The organism is Pseudobacter sp. (assembly GCF_051955275.1).
Lineage (GTDB): Bacteria > Bacteroidota > Bacteroidia > Chitinophagales > Chitinophagaceae > Pseudobacter.
In genome coordinates, this window is record NZ_JBQCGW010000054.1 from 1 (window position 1) to 26,784 (window position 26,784).

The 26,784-nt window shown below is 46.0% G+C and carries 29 protein-coding genes and 1 pseudogene; 16 read left to right on the top strand and 14 right to left on the bottom strand.

All coding sequences use genetic code 11. The annotated features are described in order from the left end of the window. From ACTHMC_RS05330 to ACTHMC_RS05360, 7 genes are all read left to right on the top strand, one after another. A partial coding sequence (locus ACTHMC_RS05330) for an OmpA/MotB family protein (RefSeq protein WP_440411502.1) occupies positions 1-302 on the top strand: 302 nt, incomplete at its 5' end. A 125-nt stretch (positions 303-427) separates the two neighbouring features. Then, positions 428-2,941, top strand: a complete 2,514-nt coding sequence (locus ACTHMC_RS05335) for a TonB-dependent receptor domain-containing protein (protein ID WP_440411504.1) — start codon at positions 428-430, stop codon at positions 2,939-2,941. Positions 2,942-2,951: 10 nt separating this feature from the next. Continuing rightward, on the top strand, positions 2,952-4,496 hold the full coding sequence (locus ACTHMC_RS05340; RefSeq protein ID WP_440411506.1) for a PepSY-associated TM helix domain-containing protein: 1,545 nt from the start codon (positions 2,952-2,954) through the stop codon (positions 4,494-4,496). A 97-nt stretch (positions 4,497-4,593) separates the two neighbouring features. Next, positions 4,594-5,184, top strand: coding sequence for a TetR/AcrR family transcriptional regulator (locus ACTHMC_RS05345; RefSeq protein WP_440411507.1), 591 nt, complete (start codon positions 4,594-4,596; stop codon positions 5,182-5,184). A 72-nt stretch (positions 5,185-5,256) separates the two neighbouring features. Beyond that, positions 5,257-5,718, top strand: a complete 462-nt coding sequence (locus tag ACTHMC_RS05350; protein ID WP_440411509.1) for a hypothetical protein — start codon at positions 5,257-5,259, stop codon at positions 5,716-5,718. 3 nt (positions 5,719-5,721) lie between these two features. After that, positions 5,722-6,045 carry a DUF3817 domain-containing protein gene (locus ACTHMC_RS05355; protein WP_440411511.1) on the top strand — a complete coding sequence of 108 codons (324 nt, stop codon included), beginning with the start codon at positions 5,722-5,724 and terminating at the stop codon, positions 6,043-6,045. Between the two features lie 72 nt (positions 6,046-6,117). After that, on the top strand, positions 6,118-7,215 hold the full coding sequence (locus ACTHMC_RS05360; RefSeq protein ID WP_440411513.1) for a PEGA domain-containing protein: 1,098 nt from the start codon (positions 6,118-6,120) through the stop codon (positions 7,213-7,215). Positions 7,216-7,222: 7 nt separating this feature from the next. Here ACTHMC_RS05360 and ACTHMC_RS05365 read toward each other — a convergent pair whose 3' ends face one another. After that, positions 7,223-7,849 carry a DUF2306 domain-containing protein gene (locus ACTHMC_RS05365; protein WP_440411514.1) on the bottom strand — a complete coding sequence of 209 codons (627 nt, stop codon included), beginning with the start codon at positions 7,847-7,849 and terminating at the stop codon, positions 7,223-7,225. A gap of 151 nt (positions 7,850-8,000) precedes the next feature. Between ACTHMC_RS05365 and ACTHMC_RS05370 the strand changes: the two genes are divergently transcribed. Beyond that, the gene (locus ACTHMC_RS05370; protein WP_440411516.1) at positions 8,001-8,396 is read left to right on the top strand and encodes a winged helix-turn-helix transcriptional regulator; all 396 of its coding nucleotides are present in this window, start codon (positions 8,001-8,003) and stop codon (positions 8,394-8,396) included. Here the strand turns inward: ACTHMC_RS05370 and ACTHMC_RS05375 are convergent. From ACTHMC_RS05375 to ACTHMC_RS05390, 4 genes and pseudogenes are all read right to left on the bottom strand, one after another. Beyond that, positions 8,393-8,575, bottom strand: a pseudogene (locus tag ACTHMC_RS05375) (YdeI/OmpD-associated family protein); the annotation flags it as partial. The gene ACTHMC_RS05370 and the pseudogene ACTHMC_RS05375 overlap by 4 nt on opposite strands. Before the next feature lie 12 nt (positions 8,576-8,587). Next, positions 8,588-8,968, bottom strand: coding sequence for a DUF1801 domain-containing protein (locus tag ACTHMC_RS05380; RefSeq protein ID WP_440411518.1), 381 nt, complete (start codon positions 8,966-8,968; stop codon positions 8,588-8,590). Between the two features lie 117 nt (positions 8,969-9,085). After that, on the bottom strand, positions 9,086-10,585 hold the full coding sequence (locus ACTHMC_RS05385; protein WP_440411519.1) for a hypothetical protein: 1,500 nt from the start codon (positions 10,583-10,585) through the stop codon (positions 9,086-9,088). A gap of 216 nt (positions 10,586-10,801) precedes the next feature. Then, positions 10,802-11,524 (bottom strand): MBL fold metallo-hydrolase, encoded by a 723-nt coding sequence (locus tag ACTHMC_RS05390; RefSeq protein WP_440411521.1) that lies wholly within the window; start codon positions 11,522-11,524, stop codon positions 10,802-10,804. A gap of 185 nt (positions 11,525-11,709) precedes the next feature. Between ACTHMC_RS05390 and ACTHMC_RS05395 the strand changes: the two genes are divergently transcribed. Continuing rightward, entirely contained in the window at positions 11,710-12,786 is a 1,077-nt protein-coding gene (locus tag ACTHMC_RS05395) for a sensor histidine kinase (RefSeq protein WP_440411523.1), read from the top strand. Next, positions 12,783-13,532 (top strand): LytR/AlgR family response regulator transcription factor, encoded by a 750-nt coding sequence (locus ACTHMC_RS05400; RefSeq protein WP_440411524.1) that lies wholly within the window; start codon positions 12,783-12,785, stop codon positions 13,530-13,532. The genes ACTHMC_RS05395 and ACTHMC_RS05400 overlap by 4 nt, the downstream gene beginning before the upstream one ends. On the opposite strand, the gene ACTHMC_RS05405 is transcribed toward ACTHMC_RS05400, so the two are convergent. Next, positions 13,517-14,068, bottom strand: a complete 552-nt coding sequence (locus tag ACTHMC_RS05405) for a cupin domain-containing protein (RefSeq protein WP_440411526.1) — start codon at positions 14,066-14,068, stop codon at positions 13,517-13,519. The genes ACTHMC_RS05400 and ACTHMC_RS05405 overlap by 16 nt on opposite strands. Positions 14,069-14,267: 199 nt before the next feature. Here ACTHMC_RS05405 and ACTHMC_RS05410 point away from each other — a divergent pair, with 199 nt between their 5' ends. Beyond that, positions 14,268-15,014, top strand: a complete 747-nt coding sequence (locus tag ACTHMC_RS05410; protein WP_440411528.1) for a carboxypeptidase-like regulatory domain-containing protein — start codon at positions 14,268-14,270, stop codon at positions 15,012-15,014. A 103-nt stretch (positions 15,015-15,117) separates the two neighbouring features. Here the strand turns inward: ACTHMC_RS05410 and ACTHMC_RS05415 are convergent, their stop codons facing one another. The 3 genes from ACTHMC_RS05415 to ACTHMC_RS05425 are packed head-to-tail and all read right to left on the bottom strand — an operon-like array spanning position 15,118 to position 19,713. After that, complete coding sequence (locus tag ACTHMC_RS05415; RefSeq protein ID WP_440411530.1) at positions 15,118-16,275, bottom strand: RCC1 domain-containing protein; 1,158 nt, start codon at positions 16,273-16,275, stop codon at positions 15,118-15,120. A gap of 11 nt (positions 16,276-16,286) precedes the next feature. Next, positions 16,287-18,389: a tetratricopeptide repeat protein gene (locus ACTHMC_RS05420; protein WP_440411532.1), complete on the bottom strand. Its 2,103-nt coding sequence runs from the start codon at positions 18,387-18,389 to the stop codon at positions 16,287-16,289. 22 nt (positions 18,390-18,411) lie between these two features. After that, positions 18,412-19,713 (bottom strand): OmpA family protein, encoded by a 1,302-nt coding sequence (locus tag ACTHMC_RS05425; protein ID WP_440411534.1) that lies wholly within the window; start codon positions 19,711-19,713, stop codon positions 18,412-18,414. A gap of 205 nt (positions 19,714-19,918) precedes the next feature. On the opposite strand from ACTHMC_RS05425, the gene ACTHMC_RS05430 reads away from it, so the two are divergent. Further along, positions 19,919-20,380: a cupin domain-containing protein gene (locus ACTHMC_RS05430; protein ID WP_440411535.1), complete on the top strand. Its 462-nt coding sequence runs from the start codon at positions 19,919-19,921 to the stop codon at positions 20,378-20,380. Here ACTHMC_RS05430 and ACTHMC_RS05435 read toward each other — a convergent pair. From ACTHMC_RS05435 to ACTHMC_RS05445, 3 genes are all read right to left on the bottom strand, one after another. Further along, a complete protein-coding gene (locus ACTHMC_RS05435; protein WP_440411537.1) occupies positions 20,367-21,221 on the bottom strand; it encodes a helix-turn-helix domain-containing protein in 855 nt (284 codons plus the stop codon). The genes ACTHMC_RS05430 and ACTHMC_RS05435 overlap by 14 nt on opposite strands. Before the next feature lie 88 nt (positions 21,222-21,309). Then, positions 21,310-21,582 carry a hypothetical protein gene (locus ACTHMC_RS05440; RefSeq protein ID WP_440411539.1) on the bottom strand — a complete coding sequence of 91 codons (273 nt, stop codon included), beginning with the start codon at positions 21,580-21,582 and terminating at the stop codon, positions 21,310-21,312. Between the two features lie 303 nt (positions 21,583-21,885). Further along, the gene (locus ACTHMC_RS05445; protein WP_440411541.1) at positions 21,886-22,866 is read right to left on the bottom strand and encodes a ClpXP adapter SpxH family protein; all 981 of its coding nucleotides are present in this window, start codon (positions 22,864-22,866) and stop codon (positions 21,886-21,888) included. A gap of 90 nt (positions 22,867-22,956) precedes the next feature. Here ACTHMC_RS05445 and ACTHMC_RS05450 point away from each other — a divergent pair, with 90 nt between their 5' ends. Then, positions 22,957-23,274 carry a winged helix-turn-helix transcriptional regulator gene (locus ACTHMC_RS05450; RefSeq protein ID WP_440411543.1) on the top strand — a complete coding sequence of 106 codons (318 nt, stop codon included), beginning with the start codon at positions 22,957-22,959 and terminating at the stop codon, positions 23,272-23,274. A 190-nt stretch (positions 23,275-23,464) separates the two neighbouring features. Here the strand turns inward: ACTHMC_RS05450 and ACTHMC_RS05455 are convergent, their stop codons facing one another. Both ACTHMC_RS05455 and ACTHMC_RS05460 read right to left on the bottom strand, forming a co-directional pair. Next, a complete protein-coding gene (locus tag ACTHMC_RS05455) occupies positions 23,465-23,842 on the bottom strand; it encodes a hypothetical protein (protein ID WP_440411545.1) in 378 nt (125 codons plus the stop codon). A 55-nt stretch (positions 23,843-23,897) separates the two neighbouring features. Continuing rightward, on the bottom strand, positions 23,898-24,089 hold the full coding sequence (locus tag ACTHMC_RS05460; protein WP_440411547.1) for a CsbD family protein: 192 nt from the start codon (positions 24,087-24,089) through the stop codon (positions 23,898-23,900). A gap of 280 nt (positions 24,090-24,369) precedes the next feature. Here ACTHMC_RS05460 and ACTHMC_RS05465 point away from each other — a divergent pair, with 280 nt between their 5' ends. The 3 genes from ACTHMC_RS05465 to ACTHMC_RS05475 all read left to right on the top strand — a co-directional run. Further along, positions 24,370-25,203 (top strand): chromate resistance protein ChrB domain-containing protein, encoded by an 834-nt coding sequence (locus ACTHMC_RS05465; protein ID WP_440411549.1) that lies wholly within the window; start codon positions 24,370-24,372, stop codon positions 25,201-25,203. Between the two features lie 88 nt (positions 25,204-25,291). After that, a complete protein-coding gene (locus ACTHMC_RS05470) occupies positions 25,292-25,798 on the top strand; it encodes a hypothetical protein (RefSeq protein ID WP_440411551.1) in 507 nt (168 codons plus the stop codon). A gap of 29 nt (positions 25,799-25,827) precedes the next feature. Then, positions 25,828-26,784, top strand: a 957-nt coding sequence (locus ACTHMC_RS05475) for a chromate transporter (RefSeq protein ID WP_440411553.1), incomplete at its 3' end; no start/stop codon positions are given.

Here is a 26,784-nt window from a genome sequence, read left to right on the forward strand (position 1 = left end):
ATGTACTGATCGAAGGTAATACGGATAACGTGCCCATCAGCCAGCCGAATATCCGCAACAACTGGGACCTCAGTGCCCTCCGTGCCTCTTCAGTGGTGCAAGCCCTCCAGAATAATTATGCTGTAGATCCCAAGCGGCTTACAGCCGGCGGACGCGGTGAGTACAATCCTATCGCCTCCAATGCTACCGATGCGGGCAAGAACCAGAACAGGAGAACACAGATCATTATCACTCCTAAACTGGACCAGTTCATGGAACTGATCAACAAAGCCCCTAATTCAGATAGCACGTCAACAAAATAGTTTCACCAACCCCCACCCTAAACCATTTTTTAATACAAATTTCCGTTTGACGGAAAAGGATTTCCATATGTCGTAAGCCCAACTTTGTTTTCTCTCTATTTTTGCGGGACAAACGACACGTATTTATGAATGGCAAGCAGACCCTCTTCGCTCTTTTTCTACTATTATCAATCCCATCACTCGCACAGAACGCATCAGTACATGGAAAAGTTACGGCGGCCAATGGCCAGCCAGTCAGCTCCATCAGTGTAACCCTGCTGAACACACGCTGGGGTACCACTACCAATGACAATGGTGAATACAATCTCCGGAACATCAAACCCGGCACTTACACCATCCAGTTATCCTATACCGGCGATATCCGCAAAACACAATCCATCACCCTGGCAGCAGACAGCAAAACGGAGCTCGACTTCACCATCGAGCATGCTCCGCGCCAGCTGGAGGAAGTGATCGTGGAAACCAATAAGATCATGAACCGCGCAGGAGCTACCGCCAATAAGCTCAACCTCTCTGCCATGGAAACGCCGCAGATCGTGAACACCATCTCCAATGTTACCCTGCGCAAGCAGAACGCCATGACACTGGAAGATGCCATGAAGAACGCTGTGGGCATGACCAAGCTCTGGGATGCAACCAGTCGCCCTGACGGTGGTTCCTTCTTCGTGAGCAGGGGATTTCAGACTGTAACCAAGGCCAGGAACGGCCTTCCCAATATAGTTAATACCAATGTGGATCTCGCCAACCTGGAAGCCATCGAAGTGATCAAAGGACCTTCAGCCACCATGTTCGGCAGCATCATCACTTCCTACGGAGGCCTGGTGAACCGCGTAACCAAGAAGCCCGGTTTCCAGAACCAGGGTTATGCAGATGTTTCATATGGCAGTTACAATATGTACCGCGCATCCGTTGATTACAATTATGTGATCAAGCCCGGCAAGATGGCCGCCAGATTGAATGCAGCCGGGCAGAACCAGGACAGCTGGCAGGATGCAGGCTTCCAGAGAAGTTATATCATTGCGCCTTCCTTCCTCTACAAACCAAATGACCGCTTCAACCTCAACTTCGATGCGGAGTTCGTAGGTTCAAAAGGCAACGGCAATGGCGGGAACTTCATGTTCGTGCTCACGCCAACATTGATCAATAATGCTATTTCAGGCCTGCTGGCACAACAGGGTTATAACCCGCAACAGATCGCCGGAGTGATGAGCCAGGCGCCTAAAACATTCAAACAGGCATTCGGCACAGACAGGGTGGATGAACTGAAAACAGATTACAACCGCTCCTTCCTCAACAACGATCTCTACGCCACCACCAACTCAAATGCATTCTTTGCTGACGCCAGCTATAAGATCTCAAAACACTGGACATCACAGACAGCCATCACTTACAGCAGCAGCAATAACAACGGCTACACTTCTTATCAATACCTGCTGCCTAACTACGCCAGCAGTTTCATACGCACAGGAACATTCGGTACAGCGGGCCACGACAGCCTCGGCCGCATGGTATGGAATCCGGTTGGACAGACAAATACTTTCAACGTTCAACAGAACTTCGTAAGCGATTATACATTCGGTAAGATCAGGAACCGCGCTGTGATCGGCCTGGATTATGCGCACTATAAAACCGATGTGATGTACAACAGGTATACCGGTTACCTTTTCGGCATAGCACCTTACCCCGATCTCTTCGATGTGGTTTCCGTTGACGGACAATCCCCCAAAATGGGCGACTTCAACAAAGCCAATGTGCTGAATGCCTTTGCCACAAGGCCTCCCGAGAAATTCATCAACTACCAGAAATTCGGTGTAATGAGCGCTTATATCAACAACGTTACCAATATCACCGACTATATCCTGGTATCTGCCGGTCTGCGGATAGATAATTACAGGAACGAAGAACTGGATGAAGACCAGACCAAACTCTCTCCGAAATTCGGTCTGGTGGTAATGCCAATCAAAGACAAGCTCACCTTCTTTGCCAACTACCAGAACGGGTTCACCAACAAGTTCGGAGCCGATCAGTACAATAATGCCTTCAAGCCTGAACAGGCCAACCAGACTGAATTTGGTGTGAAGTACAGTCTCTTCAAAAACAAACTCAGCGGCAGTGTTTCCTATTACAATATCCGCGTGAACGATATCATCCGCGCCAATCCCAATGATCCCATCTTCGATATCCAGGACGGAGATCAGAGAAGCAAGGGCGTAGAGGCGGAGATCGCCGCCAACCCTGTGATCGGCTGGACCGTTCTGCTTGGTTACGGATACAATGATGTACGATTCATCAAAGGTGAAACGGATGTAATGGGCCGCAGGCCCGTTGGTTCCGGTCCTTACAGCACCGCCAACTTCTTCACCAACTACACTTTCACTAAAACAGCGCTGAAAGGCTTCGGCATCGGTCTCAGCATCAACTATGCCGGTGAATCCTATGCCTTCAACAGCAATAACGACGGCAGCCTCATCCTTCCCGACTATACCATCATCGGCACGCACCTTACCTACGATGCCAACAGGTTCCGTTTGGGGATCAAGGTGAACAATATCGCCGACGAGCGATACTGGATGGGATGGAACAGCTATATCCCGCAGATGAGAAGGCAACTGATAGGAACCGTGACTGTAAAATTCTAAGCCCCCGTCAATGTCCAATTCAGCAAACAAAAAAGGATTACAATGGGCGCGTCACCAGAAACGCTGGTTCGGCAAATGGCATCTCTATCTGGGGATCATTGCCGGCGCTATCCTTTGCGTGGTGGGCCTTACAGGCAGCATCCTCGTTTTCCAGGATGAGATAGATATCGCACTCAACAAAGAACTGTTTGAGTCGATGAAAGGACAAAAGCGCTTCAGCATCCAGGAGATCGTTCCGCTGGTGCAGCAGAAATATCCTGAGATGCATTTTGATTATGCGATGGTGGCCGACGAGAACAACCCCAATGCCACATACCGCTTCTTCAATTTTGCGAAAGAGGAAGAATTCTTCATCAATCCATACAATGGTGAACTGGCCGGCAAGCGGCTTGAGCACAGCGCCTTCATCCATATGACCATGGAGATCCACCGCACCCTGCTGGTACCGGTGGTGGGCAGGTATATTGTTGGCTTCGCCACTTTGTGCATGCTGATCCTCACCATCAGCGGCCTGCGCCTATGGGTGCCGGCTCAGTATAAAAAATGGAAACAGTGGAAGGCCGTGATGACCGTGAATTTCAAAGCAAGTTTCAAACGGCAGAACTACGACTGGCACAATGTGCTGGGGTTGTATTCCGCTCCTGTTGTGATCCTGCTCTGCATCTCAGGTTTTGCCATCACCTTCAGCACGGTGTTCATCGGGTCCTTGTTTGTACTGAATGGCCAATCGCCCCAATCGGTGGCCACCATCTTCGGACAGCAATCCAAATATGTGGAAGGAGCCAAACCCATCACACTGGCTGAAGCCTCCGCCATTGCTTACAAAACAATGCCCGAGGCGGAAGTGCTGGGTGTTGCCATCCCCACCACAAAAGAAATGGTGTACCGCCTTGATATGAAATCACCCGGCCCGAGTAAGGAAGGCAACAGGGTAATGATGATGATTGACCAGTACTCCGGTAATATCAACCTCTTCAGTGAAAAGGACTTCCCGAATATCGGCAACTCCTATCTCACCTGGCTCACGCCGATCCACTATGGCACCTTCGGCGGCATGCCTACGCGGATACTGGCGCTGATCGGCGGATTGATCCCCCTCCTGCTCTTCATCACCGGTTTCATAATATGGTGGCCCCGGTACAAAAAGCAGGCAGGAAAGGCCACCTACGTGGAACCCAGGCCCACCCTGAAAGAGAAGGAACTGGAGGCAATCAGGGAACTTCCTTTCGGAAAATATTTTACGTATCATTTTAAAAAGGGATTGAAATATGCCCTGCTGATGCTGGTCTGCACTTTCATTTCCGGCGCACTCTATGGACTGTTCTCCGGCGTGATCATTCAGCCTGCCTTGTTCGGTGTATTGTACACGGGTATTACCATTGGCGTTAACCTGGTGATTGCCTTGCTGGTTTTTATTGTTGTGCTGATCTTCCTGGCGCCTTTCAAAAAAGCAGGCAAGGGCCCTTACAAGTACTTTGCATTATCATTAGCATTCGCACTGGTTTTTGTACCGGTTTGTATTGCCATGGCAAAGCTCTGCAAAGACGTGTTTTAAGTAATAAACATACATAGCGGGATAAAAAAGGGCAGGCCATATCCATGGTTTGCCCTTTCTCATTTACCTTTGATACATACCAACCGGTATCTTATAAATGAAAAAAGCGGAAGCCACCAGATTGACCATCCTGCAAAAGGCATTTGAACTGATCTACGGGAAAGGTTACCAGGTGACCAGTGTGGATGAGATCATCGCCACTACAAAGGTTACCAAGGGTGCTTTCTATTATCATTTCAAAAGCAAGGATGAGATGGGCCTCGCCATCATCAATGAGATCCTGAAGCCCAGTCTGACCAGGAGCTTCATCGAGCCACTGGAAAAAGAAGCAGATCCTTTGCACGCCATTTACAATCTTCTTTATCATTTATTGATGAAGGATAAATTCCTCAAAGTGGAATATGGCTGTCCGGCCTCCAATTTCACGCAGGAGATGGCGCCCTGGAATAAACTGTTCAGCGAAGCACTGGAAGACCTGACCAGCCGCTGGGAGAAACTAATGATCACCACGCTGGAGAACGGAAAAAAACGGGGCGAAGTCCGTCAGGATGTGAATTCAAAACAGGTCATCCGCTTCATCATGAGCGGTTACTGGGGCATCCGCAACTTCGGTAAGCTCAGCAACAGCAAAGAAGCCTATAAACCCTGGCTGAAAGAATTGAAATCCTACCTCGAAGGGCTGCGATAATTTTTTTACCTAAAAACATACCAGTTAGTATGTTTTTGAATTAGCTTTGTGCCGGTCTGTAAATCTGTTCTCATGTACATTACCCTGCTCATCCTGCATTCGATAGTGCGATGGATTGTATTGGTGTTGCTATTGTATGCTGTTTACCTGGCTGCTACCGGCTATTTTAAAAACCGGTCATTCAGCAAAAAGGATAATGCGGTCCGTCACTGGACGGCCACTGCCGCCCATATACAGTTAGTGATCGGGATGATCCTTTATTTCAGGAGCCCGGTGGTGAAGGCCTTCTGGAAAAACAAGAGCAGCCTGCTGGCCTTCGATTACCTGTTCTTTTCACTGCTTCACCTGGTACTTATGTTATCAGCTGTTGTAATACTGACGATCGGTTCAGCCAAAGCAAAGCGGGAAATGACAGACCGGAAAAAGTTCAGCACGATGCTGATCTGGTTTGCAGTAGCTTTGCTCCTCATTTTAATTGCAATACCCTGGCCCTTCTCACCCCTGGTGAATAGGCCGTACATCCGAATGTTTTAGCGTATGAAAAAGTATTTCTCCAGTTCCATCGGCCGTTTGCGCCTCTATGCCTTCCTCGAAGGTGTTTCCCTGCTGGTGCTTGTATTTATTGCCATGCCGGTAAAATACCTGCTGAAAGACCCAACCTGGGTGCAGGTGATCGGCCCCATCCACGGCGCCCTATTTGTGCTCTTTGTCTTCGGCGCCATCTCAGTGGGCGTTGAGCAGAAATGGAAATTCATGAAGACCACCTGGATCGTGCTGCTGTCTAGTTTCATTCCTTTCGGTACTTTTTATATCGACTGGAAGGTTTTCCGTCCACTTCACCAGGCTGAGCAGAAGGCGTAATACACGCCAGCGGATACCCTTTGATATTTTATCATATTGGGATATCTTTATCCTACCCTAATATGTACCCATATGAAGAAACAACTGCTTTTCTGGATCGGATTGATCCTTTGCCAGTTTGCCATTGCACAAAACGGTTATGTGCAGGTTAAAGGAGAACCCGGGCTTTCCGTGTATCTTAACGGATCCTTCAAATGCAAAACCACCGCCGAGCTCAAAGGCTGCATCATTGAAGGCGTAACGCCCGGTAATAATACCATCAGGGTTGTTAAGGAGGGGTATACTCCCTACGAAGAGACCATCACGGTTGGTAAAGGTGAAGTGCTGGCCTATACAGTAAAACCCTTCAGCAAGCACACAGTGGAAATTTCAGAATCAGGCAATAGTGCAGAATCTGAAAAAAAAGCAGCCATACAGACCGGCAAGCTGATCATTCAGTCCCTTCCCATCGAGATCAATATAACCATTCCACAGATTGAAGGAGTGAAGGACCTGGCAAAGACCAGGGATCAATGGACAGCAGATAAGATCCCTGCAGGTAATTATGAAGTAAGCTTCAAGTTCAATGGCAAGGTGATCACTAAAAAAGTGACAGTATCCGAATCGAATACCACCAGTGTGTTCATCAATATGCTCAGTGGCGAATTCACCAGTAAGAATACGCTGGATGCAAAACAGGCTCTGGCATTAGAAAAGCAGGAGGTCCATGAATATATCGATTCCATCATGCAGAAATACAGGTTCAGGCCATATCTGAGCCTGGATGAATTTGTTGCCCATTGTCAGGGTGCCGCTAAATTACTTTCATCGCCCGACAGATATAGCAAGGGATATTATTCTCTTACTGATAAGAACCTGAGGGACCCGGCCAATGTTCCAGGTTATTCAGTTATCGGGATCAATAACAACATGAATGAATTGCCCTCACACGGAAAGGTGTGGACGTTGACCTATACATTGCTGTACACTAAAAACTATACTGCGTCAAAAACAGAATTTGAAAGAATAAGAAAACTATTCAAATCCAAAGTAAGTGTACCCTGGTTCGACGAGGCCTCCACTCGTTTTGGTATCGATGATCCGCTCAGCGGCGCCGAGATTAAAGTTGAATTACAGGAAAGGGACAAAGGATACTATGAGCTTATGTACCATTTCCAACAATTAGAATAAGCTTGGATTATTTCCTTGCTTTATAGGACCTGCTTACCTCGTACAGGAACATCGGCACAGCCCAGCCCAACCAGAAGAAAGATGGTCCGATCTCCGCAAAGGTCCCAAGTTGTTGCACTACCGGTAATTTCAACAACGTGGCGGATACTACAAATGCGAGCGTGGCGATATAACTTCGCCACATCCATTCCTTGTGCAACACAAACTTCTTCTTTATGGCGGCCATCAACGCAATATGCGAAGAGAGTATCCAGACCCCGATCCAGACATGCAGCGAGAAGGCATAGGCCCAGTTGACCTGAAAGGCAGTAGTGGCAGACAACCAGATAGCACAGCTGCTGCTGACGAAAACACCGGCACAATACGCCCATCCCAGCCTGCGATGAAGCTGTTTATTCCTTAACCTCAGCCTGTCCCAGAACTGAAACGGCCCGGTGATCAACGCTACCGCTCCACCTGCTATATGCAGGAGAATGATCCATTTTACATCCAGGTATTTGCCCAGATCTTCCGGGGTCATCCTGAAAAAATGGAGATTTATACCAAGAAAGTAAAAAGATAAAATGAGCACGGCGATGCCGGCAATAATGCCGGTTATTTCCTTCCTTCTTCTTTTCCCTTGCAGATTTTCCATTGTACAAATTTCCAGCAAGGGCTTCTTTCAGGCAATAACCGAATTCAGATTCGGTGTTACGGATACTTACCTGAACGGGGCAGTAGAGCATACCGAATAAATTTTCAGTATCCCTGCTCAGGTTAGAAGCAGTAACTTTAAAAGAAAAGCGATGAGAAAGATCCCTGAGAACCTGGAATGCGGTATTACTGTAGCGATGAAGATCTTCGGAGGCAAATGGAAACCCTGCATCATCGATGCTATTGCTCATGGATATTCACGTCCAAGTGAAATGGCCCGCTATATCAGCGAAGCGCCACAGCGTGTCATCGAAATGCAGTTAAAAGAACTGGAAATGCATGGTATTGTTGAGAAGATGATATTCGGCGGTTTTCCTCTCAGAACGGAATATACGCTCACGGAAGCAGGCAGATCCGTGGTGCCTATCATAGATCAGTTGAATAACTGGGGTATGAAAAATAAAGAGCTGGTAGCTTCCTCGCAGCAGGCAGGAACCAGCAATCCTGCATCAACGGCTTCCTACAATTGTTTCGTTAACCAGGCTTAATCATTCAATCCCTTCCCATCCATGATCATGGGTATGTATTTTTCTATGCGCTGCTCTCTGGTTTTTGATAGTTTTGCCTGCGCAAAATAGATCAGGTATCCACGCTGCCGTCCGGGTGTCAATGCCTCGAATGCTTTTTTCAAAGCAGGTTTCTTATCCAGTCGTGTCTGAAACTCTTCAGGGACCTCGTATTACGATGTCTCTTTCATTTTCACTTTCAGTCCGGCATTTTCCACTTCGAGCGCTTCGTAGATATATGCCTTGATGATATCCTTCTGTTGTGTGATCTCTTTCGCGCTGGTAAAACGGAGTTGCCTGGAGGCCTGTGCATTACCAATTTTATAAAGCAGGTTATTGGCATCGCTCAACAATGCCCCTTTGAGGAACATCAGTGCGCAGTATTCCTTGAATCCCTGTAAGATCAATACATTCGTGCCATTATGAGTATATGTAGGCTGGCCCCATTTGAGCTCTTCAGTAAGGCCGCAGTCGAGAATGATCTTTCTCATCTTCTCCGTTTCCTTTCCCCACTGCTCATCCCTGTCTATGTATGCATCTACTTTAGGGTTCATATTGTTGATTTAATGATGGAACGCTTTCTGCAAAATTAAATATACAAATTTGTATCTCGAAAATGAAAAGGCCCGCATCGCTGCGGGCCTTCACTGATTATGCAGATGTACTCATGCCTATTTCTTACTGGCCGCTGCCCCTGCATCCAGGATCATATTTCCCTGGATGCTCCACGCAAAATCAAGCAATACCTGGTTATTGAACATGGTTGTATCCATGCTGATATACTGGTTGGTGGTATATCCCGGTGCATTGGATTGCGTGGCCATGGCATGACAGCTCATGCAATTGGTTTGCATTCCATACTGCTTGATATTGGGCAGCAACACGCTCGGAAGCTGGAAGTCCGCTCCTCTCTCAGGAGCAGTGCCATGAAAACCTGCTTCCAAATAAGGGTTGTAAGCGAACATGGGCATCACACCGGTATTGGTGCCTCCCGTGACCGGCTGATTCGGCAACACCATCGCATAAGCAGTTGTCACTGCATAGTGCGAAGCAGCGCCCTGCAGCTGTGCTGGCCTCAGGCTGGCCGCCAGGTTGGAGCTGGGCAACTGGGGAACGGCCGGATCCGGCGCCCAGTAATAGCTCTGCCAGGTCCAGTTACTGATCTCTTTGGTTCCAACGTGCATGCAAATGAGAATAGCCACCTGTCCGGCTTTGGCTTTGTTATTTCCTGATACACCTTCCGTACTGTCGGACCTGTTCATATGCCAGGCCATGAGAGAATCCACTTTAAAATGGATAAAGTCATTCAGGTTCACAGTGGCAGCCGCAATTGAATCAGGGTTGCTGGATATCTTATCCACTGGTACTGCCACTTTATTGGGTTGTTGCTGATTGTTCACATCAACGTACACACATTTGGGCCATTTCCTGAACCCGTAACCCTGCAGGGTATCCTTCGGTTGTTTATCCCACACAGGGATCAGGATCTTCCCATCGCTCTCTTCCCCTACAAAATAAGTAGGCTTGATAGTAATGCTGGAATTGGGGAAGGCAGGGATATTACCGATGCCACCTGATTTTGCGTAACTGTTCAGCACTGATTGTTTCAGGATCTGATTTTTTGTGGCAAAGCAGGCTGCATTGGGATCATAGGAAACGGTCACCCAGAAATTGGGCAGCCTGTCTGTGGTACTGGCTTCCTCCATCAATGCACTGCGCCTGTCGGATAAGCTAAGGTGATGGCCAAACTGATGCGGCACCGTGAGCAGTGCGCGGCTTGCCCTTGGAATGTTCTCACAACCGGTATTGCCCTTGATGATCTGCTCACGGATATCCGTGATGCCCAGCCATGTTTCATAAGCAAGCAAGGTATCGCCTGCATACACTTCACTGGTTTGCGAGGTCAGGCCCGCCCAGATCCCCCAGGCATGTTTGTACACGCTGGCGGAATCATAATTGTACCTGAAGGATGAGTTGTTCATCCAGCCATAAATGGTATTTGAATCTTCGGGAAAATTGAAACCCGGAACGATCACTGGCAGTGGAACCGGCTTGATGGTAACGTTTTTTCCGGGATTTGTTTCCGGCTTTGTTTCGTTGTTGCATACAGCAATTAATACCGATACAGCAACCAGGCACAACACAACGCCTGCGCTTTTTTGAATTTTCATTTGGACTGTTTTTCGTAAGAAAAGATTTCTGGCGAAAACAAATTACCAATTCATGACAGTAAAAAAGCGACGACAAAAAGATTGACCGAATTCAGGTAACGATCACGGTTAGGCATTTCCGTAATTATGAATTTCCTTTTTTTATTCTGGGAAATATGGTTATGTATGATCGTATGAAACCTTTGCGGGTAGCCGCAATACAAACACTTCAGCCATTTAAAAATCCACCAGCGGAGTTTTCATATCGTGATAAAAGAGGATTGTCCAGTGTTCTGCAATGGCCTGCTTCTCCCATTGCTGCCGCAGGTCCTTTGCCTTCTTTCCATCATAATCTGTTTTATAGGCGAGAGGCATTCTCAGGTATGATCTCAATGGAAGATTATCGGCTCCATAAAAAGCAGTCTTACCCCCTTCTTCGATCCGGAAGGATTGATGAAAAGGCGAATGCCCTCCCGTTACTTCAAAAGATACCTGGTCAGTGATCTTCCCGCTGTCTTCCTGCATCCAAACAATATTTGGAAGCAGGTGAAGCTTTTCAAGCATAGGAAGATTGTAAGAAGGATTGTCTTTTTGCTGCAAGGCAAAATCCAGCTCACGTTGCTGGATATAAATAGTGGCACCGGGAAAATTACACTGGAACGAATGTTCAGTTACCTGTCCAACTCCATCCGCATGATCTTTATGAAGATGTGAAAGCAATACTTTAGTGATCTGTTCGGGCCTGATATTTTCCTTTTTCAGGCAATGATAGATCAGCGGCTCATGATGGTGTGTAAGATGCAGACCTGTATCAAGCAGGATATGATCATGCTCCGTTATCACCAGAAATGGTGTTACAGCCATTTTGGTGTACTCTGCATTGCCACCTTCTTCCAGTAAGGTGAATTCCTTGATCCTGCTTACAGCATAGTTCCCTTCTTTTAACGGTATGATCTTCATTCGGTGTATTTTTTCCAGGCCGGCCCGGCCGTTTTCCGGCGTAAAATTACCGTTATTATCAATTATCAGGACCAATTTGCCAGGTGCCAGTTCCTTCCGTTCATCGCCGGAACCCCTTTTTCGTCTACCGAAGCTCCGGGAAAGCCTATCGAACCTTATCTTCGTGATCATCGAAAAAATCCCATTTGAACTTCAGACACCCCATAATCAGACACCTGTTATTCTGGCTGTTCGCCTATTGCCTGCTTACTTTCATTTACAGCACAGCCTACGAAAGTTATGAGCTGGGAGTGGTAGTGATAATGATGCTGCTGCCGGTACATATCCTGTATTATTATATTATCTCGAATTTTGTGCTGCCGAGGTTCTTTTTCCGTGGGAAATATTTGCAGGCGTTTTTTGCAGCCCTCATAACAGGCCTGCTGATCGCTGTCATTTACAGGCTCAACGAGATCTTCATTTCAGATCCCTACATTTATAAATTCTATAAGGCAAGGAATGACGGCTTTACCTGGGAGAAACTGTCGTTACCCTGGACCAGACAGTTGGTCATCCCAACCGATTTCGTGAACGCGATCGAGCGCAGCAATGTAGTGGTCTGGATTGCCATCACCATCAAGCTCTTCATCTTATGGCATGAAAGAAGGCAGGCTGCCCTGCAGGCCGAACTGAATTTCCTGAAAGGACAGCTGAACCCGCATTTCCTTTTCAACGGGCTCAACAACCTGTATGCGCTTTCGCTCGACAATGCCCCTCAAACGCCGGAGATCATCCTCGGACTTTCCAATATCTTACGTTATGTATTGTATGAATGCAATACCGATCACGTGTATCTGAAAAGGGATATTGAAGTGCTGAATGATTATATCAGACTGGAAAAACTCCGCTATGAGGAGCGGCTGGAACTGAACGTGAACATCAGTGGTCATAGTCCCCACTTGAAGATCGCGCCCCTGCTGATGCTTCCCCTGGTTGAAAATGCTTTCAAACATGGCGCCGCTGAAACCGTGGATTCGCCGTGGATCAATATCGAGATCCATATTGCGGGGGATCAGTTAATTTTAAAGATCAGTAACAGCAAACCGGAAGCCGGGGTAACAGACGGGAAGAAACACCAGGGAAGGATCGGAATAGCCAACGTACAGCAAAGACTGAAACTCCTGTACCCGGGTATGCATACCTTCAAATGGTTCGATGAAGAAGATTGTTTCATCACAGAAATGACCGTACCACTAATAGCAAGCAATAAAAATTCACAATGACTATCCGTACTCTGATAGTAGATGATGAGCCCCATGCAGTGGAGATCATTAAAAAATATTCGGCAAATATTCCCGAAATAGAAGTGATCGATACCTGCAACAATGCCATCAAGGCTTTCCAGGTTTTGCAGAATAACAAGATAGACCTGCTGTTCCTGGATATCAAGATGCCCGGACTTTCAGGCACCGACCTGGTGCGCAGCCTGAAGAACCCGCCCATGATCATTTTCACCACCGCCTTCCAGGAATATGCCATCGATGGATTTGATCTCAATGCAGTGGATTACCTGCTCAAACCCATTCCGCTCAACAGGTTCCTCAGGGCTATCGACAAAGTGATGCAACTGATCAACGGCGACAGGTATGAAGGGAACCTGGATGCGCCCGAAGTATCAGCACCAAAGCCTTCCACACATTTCTTATATCTCCGGATAGAACGCCGCCTGATAAAAGTGAATACAAAGGACATACTGTGGATAGAAAGCATGAAGGATTATATTAAAGTAGTTACATCCGATAAAACATACATGACCAAGCAGAAGATCAGTGTGGTGGAAAAACTGCTGCCCCTCAGCGAGTTCATGCGCATACATCGCAGTTATATCATTCCCGTTAATAAAGCCGAGGGTTATCATCCAAATCATATCCTGATAGCAGGGAACAAGATCCCTGTAGGCAGGAATTACAAGCAGGCCTGCTATCAGAAATTCAATCCGGATGCAGGGATGAATTACATCCCTGAATAATTGCAGTATTTTTTTATCAGTCTTTTTTTGACTCCTGTCATCCGGGCAACCAGGTCAAACACCGTGATCAATGGCCATAAAGCCTTGCCCGCGCCGGCTTGCCGCATATCACTCATCTTTGATACAGCAGCCAGATCCAGGATACTGGTAGGTATTCCTTTGCTGTTGGTACGCTTGTCAGCCGCCAGCCCGTAGAGGATGCAGAGCGCATGTTCAAAACCTCTCGAGCCTGGCCTGATAATGGTGGTAAAAACTACTTCCTGTTGCGACTGATTCAGGAAACAATGCACTTCCCGCTTCTTCACTGTATATTCCTGTCCTTCCATCAGTACCAGCGTTCTGTTCTTCAATGCAACTGTCAGCTCCCCTTCCAGTACAATGAAGGTTTCATCAAAATTACGGTGGTAATGCATAGGTGTACCACCACCCGGCATCAGTTTCACCAGCATGGCGGTGGTTCTGCCATTGGTGGCTGAAGCAGTTTGGGTGAAAGTGACTTCATCTTTGATCAGGGGATTCACGATAGTTATGCTCATGGGGATAATTTAACGCAAGAGTAGCCTACACATGGCAGCGGAACAAAATCAAGCGACGAACAAAAGCATTGGACTACACATAACCGGAATAGCCGTTCGTCGCCCATGTATTTCATATGTCAACGAAAGCCCTGGTCTATCTACGCTGTTTGAACAGGCAGATCCGCGCTGATAATTTTACACCGAAACAAAAAACAAAATGAAAAAATTCGTACTACACGCGATCTGCGTTCTGTTGACAATGGCATCCTGCTCAAAAGGCAAGGGTGGTGATGGAACAAATGCTTCCGCGGAAAAAGGATATGCCACCGGTAAAGTGGTAGACACAAAAGGCAAACCCCTGGCCAATGTTGAAGTAACCATCGAAAACGTGTTGCCGGGCGCCTCCAACTCCCATATTGGTAAAACGGATGCGAATGGACTTTACAAGATCAAGATAGGGATCGTTGGAGCCTATCGCGCAAGCGCCTACCATGATGTGGTGTTTAATGGCATTACCTATAGCCTGCCAATGCATGCAGATAATGACGAAACTTTCAGCAATGAAGGCGCCGTCAGGAATTTTCAGTGGAAACTTTCCGGTCCGATGTATGGTGGCGCCGGGAATTATGGATCAAGCATCATCCTCAACTCGGATGTGAATTTCTATATTCCTGATCCGGAAAATGTGGAATACACCTTAACGCCCGTCGGCAAATTGATCGATGGCTCTGATGGCAAAGTGCTCACCATGCGCCCCGGATTGCCCAATACCCCCTCTTACGGAAAACTGCAGGATATTCCCATCGGCAGATATACGCTTACCGCCATATACCTCAACGGTGGCGCCAGAAAACCTCTGAGATTGAAGCTCACGCAGGATTACGACGGAGCCTACAAAGGAAGCCTCACAATTAATTTCCCTGCTTTCTTCTATGAAGGCGTAGGCGTATTGTACAACGAATAACACCGCTCACAGGCATAAAAAAATTCCAGTAACAGTGACTGGAATTCAAGGATTACGATTTGATTTTTTACATCCTGCCGCATGTTCCCATGCGGCAGCTTTTTTATTGCGGGGCCAGGCTGCCCAGTTTCTTTATAGTGATCACCGTTTTTGAATGCTTGTAAACACCTGTGGCCACCATTTGCGATCCCCAGCCTACCAGGGTTCCATCATTCAGCAATGCAAAGCCCGCTCCATTGCCAGCCTTCACCGCCTTCACACCGGATAGCTTATGTACATGCACAGGGGTGGACGTTACATCACCGCCAAGCGGGCCCAGTGCAGACAACTCGCCCCAACCCCATCCCATCACAGTTCCATCTTTACGAAGGGCCAGAATGCTGGAACTGGCATTGATAGCTTTTACATTATTCAGTTTGATCACACTCACAGGAATAAGACTTCTCTCAGCTTTTGAGCCCTGGTAAATTTTGGAAGAAGGAATGCCCGTGCCCAGCTGGCCCTTGTAATTGGTACCCCATGCTTTTACAGTGCCATCTTTTAGCAAAACAAATCCACCGTTCCTGCTTCCGGAAATGGCAGTTGCATTTTCAATGCCCGGTACCTTAGCCGGTACACTCTCCGACTTCACATCACCTCGTCCAAGCCTCCCCTGGTAGCCGTCTCCCCAGGTCCATACAGAACCATCTTTCCTTAATGCCATCGGTCCTGATATAGCAACCACATCATCAAGATCCATGACTTTTACCGGCTCTTTCTTTCCGGAAGCGCTTGCAGAGTACATACCGGACGTTACTTTTTGTCCATCCCCGCACAATCCTTCATTGCCGTTACCCCATGCCCATACGGTTCCGTCTTTACGCAGGGCATAATTGGTATTGCTGAATGCACTGATGGCAATCACGTCTTTGAGTCCTTTTACCTTTACCGGCTTGCTGCTTTCCCTTACTTTCTTTGCCACCAGGTCAGCATCACCCAACTGATAATAATCATTACTTCCTAACGTATATACATATCCGCTTTTATCCAGCACAAGAAGATGCTCTTCACCGCCGGATACCTGAATGGCATTCTCCAGTCCTTCGATCCGCTGCATTTCCCCGCCAGCCTGCCAGGTCATTACCTGTCCGTTTGATAAAGCGATGACGTGATGTATACCTGCTTTGCTTCTGTAGCTGGCAATCCAGTTATCAGAAAGGGTCTGTGCGAAGCTGCACAGACCCCTGATTGAAATGATCGTTACAATCAATAATCTTTTCATATCTGATGTATTTAATTGAAGAATCCTGTCAATCCTTTGGGCCCGTGTGTGAAACCGGAATTGGCTCCCAGAGAAACCTCGTACCCGAATTCAGATTGTAATCTGGATTCCAGTACATTCAATGGATCTTCCACCCAGGCGCTTCCCATAGCTGCGGCCTTCACTCCATAATCTCCCCCTTTCCCGTCAACTGTTACATATGCAGTTGCCGTAACTTCTGCTTTTGCACCTGCATTAAGGCGGACAAAATTTCCTATACCCGATGGTCCTTTGATCTCTTTCTTTATTATCACGCGTATTACTGCATATGTAGTGCTTTTCTTTACATGATCCTGTTTGAACTGGAGTTTCCAGTTATCCATTGCCTTGATGGCTTTTCCCAGATCAAGTGTTACTACCGCTTCCTTACAATTCATTTTAGTTTGAATGACTCCAAAATCGAAATTCACATTAATGGGGCAGACAGGTTTCATGATCTCGGCAAAAGTGAATTTCTCCAGGCTTTTCATAAGCTGCACACAATGCGGCGAAGTGGGATAATAACTGACCATTTTTTCTATTGTGGTCAGATACTCAATTGCAGCAGCATAATAATTGGCATTGGCCAGATGCTGGTTTATGCCAACCAGGTATCCCCATTTGGATTTATGATAGAAGATCTCTGAGGCATACTGTTTCAATTTCTGATCGTAACTATCACCTGCATTGGCCAGTGCATTCAGGTATACTTTGTGCCTTTCATTCATTGCCGTGCATTCACGCTTTGTCAATTGTTCCAGGATTTGACAACCCGCACCATTCCCTTCTCCACAGTCATACGGCTTTTTCTTTTCTGCAAACTCACGGTTGATATTCTGAATAGCAAACTCGTAAGCCCGGGTTTCAACAGCTATGGTAGTATCAAATTCGTCTTTGAGCTTTTTTATCTTTTTAGGCAGATCCACCTGGATGTACCTGTTGACATAGATCTTCATTGCCTTTTTAACCAATGGCGTAATGGGCATAGCGCCTGGCGTACGGCCTGTAGTGAAAACATAATTCTGGAACTCCTTCAGATCCTTGTCCAGTTGCTTCTGACCGAGCTTTTGCTCCTCGTTATAGATCTTGCTTATTTCACCCTTGTAACGCCCCATTTCTTCCCGGAATGCAGCCCTTTCGGCCATTACAATTTCATATTCTTCCGGAACCCTCTGATGCCTCGGCTTCCTGATCTTGTACATATTGAAATAATCCGGCAGTCCTGTTTTCTTCACAAAGCCACTGTAATGATCCCCATCCGGATCGAGTTCATCCAGCAAGTCCATAACTTCTTCATCCAGTCCTGCCTCTGCCGCATTCTTTGCATATTTTATGGCGTCCTGCTTTTTGCCATTGGACTGGCTGATCTTTGCAGCAGTTTTGTTGGCCGCAGGATGTTTCGGCTCATCCAGCATACATTTGATGAAATAATACATGGCACTGTCCTTCATCCCGCAACCTGCAAATGCCTGCCCGATATTGTTGAGGAACATATTGGTTTTAGGATAGCGCTGTACCAGCCCGCGCATGACCGGAATAGCATGCGCCGGTGCGCCGGACTCTATAAGGATGGTGGCAAAATTATTTGTGTTCAGGTCATTGTCCGGATCCAACGCCACTGCACTGCCACTGATATAAGCAGCCAACAGATCATCTCCCTGTTGATAGAAATAAACAGCATACTGACTGATGTAACGCGAATTGGTGTCCATCTTTGTTAAGATCTCATCTGCCACATCGCGTTGGGCCTTAGATAATTTAGGCTCAATCTTTTTCATCATGCCATTAACGAATGTTTTGAGCGGAGCGCCACTCACCTGCGCGGGAAGCCCTGCCAGGCTTACCTTCTGCATCCCCTGGTTCACTTTAGTCTGCGCCGGGGATTTAGCGGGTGCCTGGTTCACACCCATTCTTTTTTTAAATGCTTCAATTTCAGCAGGGCTCATTTTCCCTGACATGGCTTTTTTTTGTAATTCCTCAGCCATGGCCCTTGCCTCTTCAGGCGTGATCTTAGTTTGCGCAATCGCAAAGTGTACAACCAGTATTGAAAGAAAAAAGCACAATACCGCATGTATACTGATAAAAGAATTTTTCATTTTTTCCGACAATGTTCCGGGTTTATAATTTCACGAATTCCACTCTCCTGTTTTCAGCTTTTCCAACTGTAGTTGAATTACTGCTCACTGGTTGAGTAGCCCCCATACCATCTGTACTGAGCTGGTCTGCCCCTACGCCGAATTCGTTCACCAGTATTTCCTTCACTGCAGCAGCCCGTTTCTTTGAAAGGGCCATATTGTTCTCCGCATTACCATCGCTGTCTGTATGGCCGATGATCCTGAACTTCACATCCCTGGTTTCTTTGATGGCCGTTGCTATCTCTTTGATGATACCGTAGGATTCAGGCTTTACTTTGTCTGAATTCACATCGAAGAGGATGCCATTGGTTACATACTTACCTTGCTCCAGGAGTTTGGAACGCATATCGGGCAGACCTGATGCCGCTTTGAAATTGCTGATATAAAAAGCAGGATATCCTTCCCTGGTCTTCTCTCCATGAAAGCGCATCTGGTTGAAATTATGTGGCAGCGCTACGGCAGAAGGCATATCCAGTACCTTGATGGCATTGTACCATACACGCAGTCTTTCTTTCTGAACAGAAACAGCCACGTGCACCACGGTACCGAAGTTTTCTGCAAATCCATAAAGGAACACATTGTCAGATCTGATCTTCACTTTCTTTTCTTCCCTGGAATCAGCCCGCACCGTAGCTTTATCATGCTGAAAGCTGGTAGTGATATCCAGCATATTTATCAGTTCATAATTGTAAACATCCAGGCGTTTTGTCTTTTCACCCCTGTCGTGGAACTCAAATCCGAAACCGGGCAGTACGGCTGTAGATTTAGTGGTCATGTTGAGGAAGAGGTCAAATTCTACAGTAAAATTTTCCGGAAGGGTCATTACCGGGGTAAGAAAACTTCCGGAATTGAACTGCATCCATTTGCCTTGCTGATCGTCCAGCTTTACCACTTCGGCACTGCCATTGGTGAACCATTTCAGCGGGAATTCGCCAATCGCATCCTGTTCGAAATTATCGAAGAGGATAATCTTCTCGCCGGGTATAAAATCAAATTTGGAATTGGCAGTTGCCAGTTTCTTTTCTGCTTTTATGGTAGCAGGATTTGTTTCACTTTTACTTTCTTCTTTTCCTTCGGCTGCCTCTTTGGTAGTTTTCGGCTTTTCTGTTTTTTCACCGGGTTTTCCATCAAGCGCTTTATCCGCTTTTTTCTTTGCTTTATTGATAATAAGATCACCGCCAACGTTGGCTGCCTTGTCGCCCAGTCTTTTTAAAATTCCCTGTCCCTGTACACAGAGGGTAAGCAACTGCAGGATCACTGCAGTGGTAAATAATTTTCTGAACATTTTTAAACGATTTGATGATTGATCAATTGCAAAATGAATGGATAAAACAGGGGCGTACAAGCGGGGTGGACAAACATCAGTAATCGTCGATAAACGGCAGGAATGGGTGCATGAATCAACCGGAAGGAAAAATGAAACTGGTCGGATTCATACTATTTTTTGTTGCGGGATCCAGTGACCTTTGTGCTGCAAAAAACGAATGAATATGCAATCACCAAAGATCATTTCCGGTTACAGAAGTTATAATGGCGGGTATTTCAAAACGCTGATCAATCCGCAGGATACAGGCGGGGCAATGGCTATGATTGATATCACTTTACCACGTGGAGTTGAGCCGCCACCACATATTCACAAGAATGAGGATGAGATCTTTTACCTGTTGGAAGGAAATATCAGGTTTCAGATCGGTGAAAAAGTGATTGAAGCCAAAGCAGGCGACGCCGTATTTGCGCCCAGGATGACAGCTCATCATTTTGTCATTGAAAACGACCAGGCAAGGTTTCTCAATATCATGACTCCCGGTAAACTGATGGATTATTTCATGGAGTTCAGCATACCAGCGCAGAACGATCTGGTAGTAACACCTCCACAGGGCCCTCCACCGGCTGAAGCCATTGCGCATATGGTGTCTCGCCTCGAAGAAGCTTATGGCATCAGCCTGTTGTAAGACAGTTCCTGTTGAAACAATTTCCATTTGTAACGAATAGTTCCTCCGAAGTTGAAGAACGGAGTTGCGAAGGCTTGCTCCCCGCGAACTGTTTGAAATCATGTGCAAAATGCGCCTGATCATAGTAACCGATGGTGTGAGACAAATTTGTGAAGGATGTCCCGGGGTATTTGTCCAGGTACCCAAACGCCTGGTTCAAACGTATCAGCTTTCTGTATTCATTCGGCGTTAGTCCAACATGTTTCTTGAATATACGTTCCAGGTGACGTCCTGAAACTGGCAGTTTGTTTCCAATTTCCGTGATGGTCATGCTGCCCATCGATAACTCAAACTGTTCAATTGCATAATTGATATAATCAGTCTGGTGCAGGCGGGGCAGCATTCTTTTTTCAAAAAAGCTGTTCAGTATATCGCAGGCCAGTTCAGGATATTCCTGCAATTGCTGGTACAGGAAATCTGCAGCATATCCGAAAACGGAATGCAGATCGATGCAGGCCTTATTGGTAAACTCACTGATATCCTGTTTTACAAACTGCCGGATACCTGCCGGCGTGAACTGTATTTTCAGCATTTTGGTATGACCACTGAACTCCAGCCACACAGGCACTTTCAGTTGCCCTACAATAAATGCCTTTTCTGTAAGTGCCGCTGGTGCATCACCACTGCCGATACGGTATTGATGGGGATCTCCGAATATGAGGAGAATGGATGGCTTGCCAAAAGGGATCAGCCGCCATTTGCGATACAGGGTATGCGCTGTTGCCCAGTTGACATCCATCATGGAGTAACTCTCGATATATGGCTGGAGTAACCGGCTGGGCTGGTAGGTACTGAGATTCATACCCCAAAATTCCCGTCAGGGAAACGGTTTATGAAATCAGGAAGACATAAAACGGTTTACGTCGATGAACAGCAGGGTAAGAACAGCCCTAACTCGCCAACTTTTCTACTTCGTGGAGCTGGGCATGCAGTGCCGACAGCAGCGCTTCCTGCAATTCTTTAAGGGCTGCATTGCCGGAATGGTCCGTTGTATTGATCCAGCCTTCATCTGGTGAAACGATATTATTACCGAAAAGCAGACGCTCCAGGTCTCCATTCATCACTGTGATACGGTAAAATCCATTGCTGTTCTTCCAGATGTTCGCAATGGCTTTGTAGGAATTATTATTATAGTGGAAGTTGAACACAAACATATCTGTCATGCTATACTGATTTTAGAGCTGATGCAATGCAGATAGTCTGGAAAAGGTTATCAATGGTCCGTTGAGGATGCAAAAGTATTCTCATTATTTTACTTTTTGATATCATTTCTGAAAAAGTAAACAATCATTAACAAACTTATTGCCAATGAGCTGAAACTCAGACTGGAAGCGAATTGTATAAAATATTCCACACAAATGAAACTTATGTTTCCGGTGATGATTACTACGGCATCATGCGTACTCCATGCAAAAAGGCCTGCTGTGCGGCAGGCCTTTTCTTTTGTTTTCACAGCGTATCATTATTTAGATACGGATCCAAAGCGGGCCATTCTTTGTAACAAATTTGCTCAGCACTTTCCCCTCCTCCAGTTTCTCCAGCATGATCTCAGCCACACTGAATGGCACTTCACTTAATTCTGCAAATTCCCTGGTGGTAAGCGTTGGATAATAACTGAATAGATTTTCCCATTCTTTCTGGTAACTGGCTTTTACAATCTGAGGAAATATTTTACGGATGCCATCTTCATAGGCAGCATAGGGTTTCGATCCGTACACGAATTCGGATTTACCGGTACTGTCCATAATAAAAATGCTCGGGAAGCCTCTTACGCCCATCTTTCTGGCGAGTGCAAGATCTTCCTGGAAAAGAGTGTTGGCTTTTCCATCGAAATCCATTTTCAGCTGCTGGGCATCCAGGCCGGCTTTGGCGGCCGCTTCCGCAATCACTTCCCATTTTGTAATATTCTTCTTTTGAAGGAATACCTGTTCGCGGAGAATACGCAGGAACTGTATAGCCTTCTGGTTGTTTTGAAGCTGTGCCGCTTTAAAGGCAATGGACGGAGGATAAGAGGAAGATAAGGGATCTTCCAGCCACACATCTCCATCGATGGGCATCTTGTAATGCAGGCTCACTTCGTCCCAATGATGGGCCACATCGGAAGGCTTGCTGATGCCTCCGCTGTTGTACGACCAGTCAGGCAGCAATCCCCCCATATGGTATTCAATTTCTGCCTGATCCCCATACTCAAGTTTCAGTTTACGCAGCTGCGGCTCTATGCCCCAGCAGGAGGAGCAGATCGGGTCAGTGAAATAAATGATCTTAACCGGCTTTTTGCCGGCGTGTATAGCATTACTTGCATTTGTATCGGTGCCGGGTATTTCACAGATCCCTGTTTCGGGATTGCATAATAACGGATTGGTAGTAGATTCCATTCTGGGTTTGTTTTGCGCCTGCACACTGAAGCTGACAAGCAATGAAAGAATAATAGGAATTTTATTCAACATTTTTCCTGAATTTTATTCTGCAATACCTGAAAATGTATTGCGGTACAAAATTCCGGTTGTTCAATCACTTCCACAATAAGTCAAAAAAAGATGACTACCCAGGAGACAGTTCAAAATGAGGAGACCTGCCCCGCGCAGAGCCTGCTGAAGCAGTTGTCAGGCAAATGGAAACCCGAGATCTTCCGGTTGGCATTGGCTGGCCCGTTGCGCTTCAACAGCCTGCTGAAACAGATCAAAGGATCGAATAAGCAATCGTTGGCCATTGCATTGAGCACACTGGAAGAAATGGAACTGCTGCAGAAAATCACGGTATCGGAGAAGCCCCTGCATATCGAATACCATCTGACAGAAAGAGGGAAGCAGCTGGTTCCCATTTTTCAACAACTGGAGGGAATGTTGTTCAAATAAAAAAACGCCCGGTCCTGAGCGTTTAACGTATCAATGATGAATAACAGGCTGTTTCAACGCAGCATATTTTCTTAAGATCCAGGTTTCCCCAGGATCTCTGTCAGCTTCTTTTGCAGCCTGGTGTCACACCAGCAAAAAACCGGCTCCCTGTAACAGAGAGCCGGCCTGTTAAAAAGATTTTACCGATAATTTACCTGTTACAATCCGCCGTCCAAACTGCTCCGTCTTTTGCATAACCAATAGACAGTTTGCTGGCTGTGATCCTGATCACTTTTGCCTCATCTTCATCGATAGAGATAACGGTATTGTCGCCATCCTTTCTGAAACGAACGCCGTTCAGATCAGGAATTCCATCGGAAAAAGCGAAATTATAATCGCTGCCGGTTTTGATGACAGTTACTTTACCATTGTCATTCGATTTGCTTTCACCACCATTGGTATAAGTAATTCTGCCATTGTAAGTACCAACAAAGAGATCATTGTCTGCGGGATCATCGTCTTTACTGCAACCTACAAATACCAGGCTTGAAACGATCAGTAAGGATAAGCTAAAAAGTATTTTTTTCATATAGACGGGTTTTACTTTCAATAAATGGAGAGTTTATTACTATCAGGCAAAACTGCTACAGGCCTTGAATCCATTCAATCACCTGTTCTTTGGTTTTACCGGTTTTCTTTTGAAGGCGACCTACCAGTTCATCGTCTTTACCTTCTTCGTAAAGCAGATCATCATCGGTAAGATCAGCATATTGTTGTTTTACTTTACCCTTCACTTCGTTCCAGGTTCCTTTCAGTTTCAGTTTCCATGATTCCATAACACTCGTTTTAAAAGTTTGTATTCGATTGTTGTACTAACACCGGTTAAAAAAACTGTGCCAGCGGATGGATGGCACTTTACGTGTTGATGCCCATTGTGTAAGCAAGACGGAGTTATTATCTGGATACTCAAAAAACCGATACAGTTTTGAGGAAAATTTATCCCTTTCTTCTTTTTGATGGCAATTATCAGCAATGATTGTGAAGAAAGTGGTAATGCAAGGAAGAACTATTGTTATACATTAAAATAATATTACCTTATTTCCATAAATTCAGGACATGAAATGGATCACTCGTTCACGCCCAAAAATTGACCGAATAGCCTGCCCCTGGCTAATTCGTCGTTTTATTGATCCTGAAGCAGAATTCATTTATGTTCCATTTGAAATGGTTTTATCTCAGGCTAATGCTTGTGGGGCCATTCCATTTGATATACCCGGAGTAGAGTATACTCATTATGGTGATGAATGCACTTTTGATTATTTAATCCGGAAACACAATATCACCGATCCGGCTGTACTTACTATGGCCCCTATTGTACGGGGAGCGGATACAGACCGGCATGAGCTGGCAGATGAAGCTTCCGGTCTATGGGCTATATCTGCCGGACTGGCCTATAACCATACAGACGATTCAGAACTATTGGAAAAAGGAATGCTCATCTATGATGGGCTTTATAGCTGGGCGAAGCATTTACAAAAAGAACGGCATACGCAGCAGCCTGACGAAAACCTTCTTCTGGAAATACTTAAAAAATTCCTAAGCAGTAAAGATGGGAAGAAAATACCTGCATGGGCAAAAGAACTGAAGGAACTGATCCAGGATCATATCGATACCAATCTAACCTTAAAGGAATTATCCAGAGATCTTGATATCAATCCTTCTTACCTCTCGAGAGAGTTCTCCAAGCATTTCGACAATCTTTCTTTTGGAGAATATATCCGTAAACAACGGATTGACCGGGCCATAGAATTAATGGCAACGCCCTCCTATTCCCTTACTGACATCGCCTACCTTACAGGATTCTCAGACCAAAGCCATTTTACCCGGATTTTCAGGAAGACAACCGGCCTGAGCCCATCAGATTATCGAAAAAAATTTCCAGAAAAGTAATTCCTGTACAAGACCAGTAATTCCTGTTCTATTTTAACAGCCGGGTTCTCAATAGTATTGTGGTTCACTAAAACAATACTATAAATCAATGACGAACTTACTGCCTGGTTTTATAATGACAATGGTATGCTTTCAGGCATTCTCACAACAACCGGTAACAACTTATCCGAAGATCACAGGTTATGTTGGAATACTTCACCCTGTAGTCACTTTTGCAGACGGCGATAAGCCACACTATAATTTCGACGGGTCTTATGTTGTAGGTATGCCAACCGGCATCAATATCTGGAAAAGCTCTGCACTCGGTTTCTCTATGGAATTTGTGCCATTGATCCGGGCTGCGAACGGCACCAGTAGAATGAACAACTTTTTATTTCACCCTGGTGCATTGTTTGGATTGGGTAAAGGATATACGTTGGCTGCACGGGCAGCATTTGAAACTTCCGGCAGGTATGGATTTACACCCGTTCTCAACAAGATCGTTAAAAAGAATAAGGGAAGCAGCCTTTTTGTGGCGGTTCCTGTACCAGTGCGGTTCGGCAATGATCTCCCTTCATCCCTGACGGTTGGCTTTCAGTTTGGGATCATATTCTAACAATGGTCTCCAATTCAATAAAGTTGGAAATGGATAACAAAAATTACAGGTTATCACAGGTTACAGCCCCTTATTCAATAAGAAGCCTGGTACTCTATTTTCTGAAATTAGGCACCATTGGCTTTGGAGGGCCGGTTGCGTTGGTGGGCTATATGCACCGAGATCTCATAGACAAGCGTAAATGGATATCCGAAGATGATTACAGGGAAGGTTTGGCGCTGGCACAGCTAGCGCCTGGTCCTCTGGCTGCACAACTGGCAATATACCTGGGATATGTTCATTATCGTCTCCTGGGAGCCACGCTGGTTGGACTAGCTTTTGTACTGCCTTCTTTCATCATGGTGCTCGGTCTGGGCATTGCTTACAAATACTATCAGGGCATCAGTTGGATGCAGGCAGTGTTTTACGGTATCGGCGCTGCTGTGACCGGTATCATAGCAGTAAGTGCCTCCAGGCTCACCAAAAAGTCTATTGGGAAGGATTATTATCTGTGGTTCATTTACCTGGTTGCTGCTGTAACCACCATCATAACAGAAAACGAAAATGTACTATTGTTCATTGCTGCCGGAATCTTTTACTGTTTGGTAAAAACGGGAGCTTCCAAAAAAAGCAAAACCGGCACAACTGCTCAGTTCTTTATCCCGTTCTTATTGCAGGTCAATATTACAAATACGCCCTCCGGAAAATTACAGGATATATTCTTTTTCTTTTCAAAAGCCGGGGCATTTGTTTTCGGCAGCGGGCTGGCAATTGTCCCATTCCTGTATGGAGGAGTTGTGAAAGAATATGGATGGCTGAATGAGCAGGAATTCATGGACTCGGTAGCTGTTGCTATGATCACACCTGGGCCGGTAGTGATCACTGTAGGATTCATTGGTTATCTTACAGCAGGTTTCTCAGGTGCAACAGTAGCGGCTTTCGCCACTTTCTTTCCATGTTATCTTTTCACAGTCATACCGGCACCTTTCTTTAAAAAATACGGAAAG

Excerpts from the sequence above, each read along its gene's own strand:
- ACTHMC_RS05355 (WP_440411511.1), top strand. The coding sequence starts at position 5,722 with ATGAAAAAGTATTTCTCCAGTTCCATCGGCCGTTTGCGCCTCTATGCC.
- ACTHMC_RS05340 (WP_440411506.1), top strand. The coding sequence starts at position 2,952 with ATGTCCAATTCAGCAAACAAAAAAGGATTACAATGGGCGCGTCACCAG.
- ACTHMC_RS05365 (WP_440411514.1), bottom strand. The coding sequence starts at position 7,849 with ATGGAAAATCTGCAAGGGAAAAGAAGAAGGAAGGAAATAACCGGCATT.
- ACTHMC_RS05370 (WP_440411516.1), top strand. The coding sequence starts at position 8,001 with ATGAGAAAGATCCCTGAGAACCTGGAATGCGGTATTACTGTAGCGATG.
- ACTHMC_RS05430 (WP_440411535.1), top strand. The coding sequence starts at position 19,919 with ATGCAATCACCAAAGATCATTTCCGGTTACAGAAGTTATAATGGCGGG.
- ACTHMC_RS05450 (WP_440411543.1), top strand. The coding sequence starts at position 22,957 with ATGACTACCCAGGAGACAGTTCAAAATGAGGAGACCTGCCCCGCGCAG.
- ACTHMC_RS05460 (WP_440411547.1), bottom strand. The coding sequence starts at position 24,089 with ATGGAATCATGGAAACTGAAACTGAAAGGAACCTGGAACGAAGTGAAG.
- ACTHMC_RS05415 (WP_440411530.1), bottom strand. The coding sequence starts at position 16,275 with ATGAAAAGATTATTGATTGTAACGATCATTTCAATCAGGGGTCTGTGC.
- ACTHMC_RS05405 (WP_440411526.1), bottom strand. The coding sequence starts at position 14,068 with ATGAGCATAACTATCGTGAATCCCCTGATCAAAGATGAAGTCACTTTC.
- ACTHMC_RS05445 (WP_440411541.1), bottom strand. The coding sequence starts at position 22,866 with ATGTTGAATAAAATTCCTATTATTCTTTCATTGCTTGTCAGCTTCAGT.
- ACTHMC_RS05465 (WP_440411549.1), top strand. The coding sequence starts at position 24,370 with ATGAAATGGATCACTCGTTCACGCCCAAAAATTGACCGAATAGCCTGC.
- ACTHMC_RS05350 (WP_440411509.1), top strand. The coding sequence starts at position 5,257 with ATGTACATTACCCTGCTCATCCTGCATTCGATAGTGCGATGGATTGTA.
- ACTHMC_RS05440 (WP_440411539.1), bottom strand. The coding sequence starts at position 21,582 with ATGACAGATATGTTTGTGTTCAACTTCCACTATAATAATAATTCCTAC.
- ACTHMC_RS05400 (WP_440411524.1), top strand. The coding sequence starts at position 12,783 with ATGACTATCCGTACTCTGATAGTAGATGATGAGCCCCATGCAGTGGAG.
- ACTHMC_RS05385 (WP_440411519.1), bottom strand. The coding sequence starts at position 10,585 with ATGAAAATTCAAAAAAGCGCAGGCGTTGTGTTGTGCCTGGTTGCTGTA.
- ACTHMC_RS05345 (WP_440411507.1), top strand. The coding sequence starts at position 4,594 with ATGAAAAAAGCGGAAGCCACCAGATTGACCATCCTGCAAAAGGCATTT.
- ACTHMC_RS05425 (WP_440411534.1), bottom strand. The coding sequence starts at position 19,713 with ATGTTCAGAAAATTATTTACCACTGCAGTGATCCTGCAGTTGCTTACC.
- ACTHMC_RS05380 (WP_440411518.1), bottom strand. The coding sequence starts at position 8,968 with ATGAACCCTAAAGTAGATGCATACATAGACAGGGATGAGCAGTGGGGA.
- ACTHMC_RS05420 (WP_440411532.1), bottom strand. The coding sequence starts at position 18,389 with ATGAAAAATTCTTTTATCAGTATACATGCGGTATTGTGCTTTTTTCTT.
- ACTHMC_RS05335 (WP_440411504.1), top strand. The coding sequence starts at position 428 with ATGAATGGCAAGCAGACCCTCTTCGCTCTTTTTCTACTATTATCAATC.
- ACTHMC_RS05455 (WP_440411545.1), bottom strand. The coding sequence starts at position 23,842 with ATGAAAAAAATACTTTTTAGCTTATCCTTACTGATCGTTTCAAGCCTG.
- ACTHMC_RS05470 (WP_440411551.1), top strand. The coding sequence starts at position 25,292 with ATGACGAACTTACTGCCTGGTTTTATAATGACAATGGTATGCTTTCAG.
- ACTHMC_RS05410 (WP_440411528.1), top strand. The coding sequence starts at position 14,268 with ATGAAAAAATTCGTACTACACGCGATCTGCGTTCTGTTGACAATGGCA.
- ACTHMC_RS05435 (WP_440411537.1), bottom strand. The coding sequence starts at position 21,221 with ATGAATCTCAGTACCTACCAGCCCAGCCGGTTACTCCAGCCATATATC.
- ACTHMC_RS05360 (WP_440411513.1), top strand. The coding sequence starts at position 6,118 with ATGAAGAAACAACTGCTTTTCTGGATCGGATTGATCCTTTGCCAGTTT.
- ACTHMC_RS05390 (WP_440411521.1), bottom strand. The coding sequence starts at position 11,524 with ATGAAGATCATACCGTTAAAAGAAGGGAACTATGCTGTAAGCAGGATC.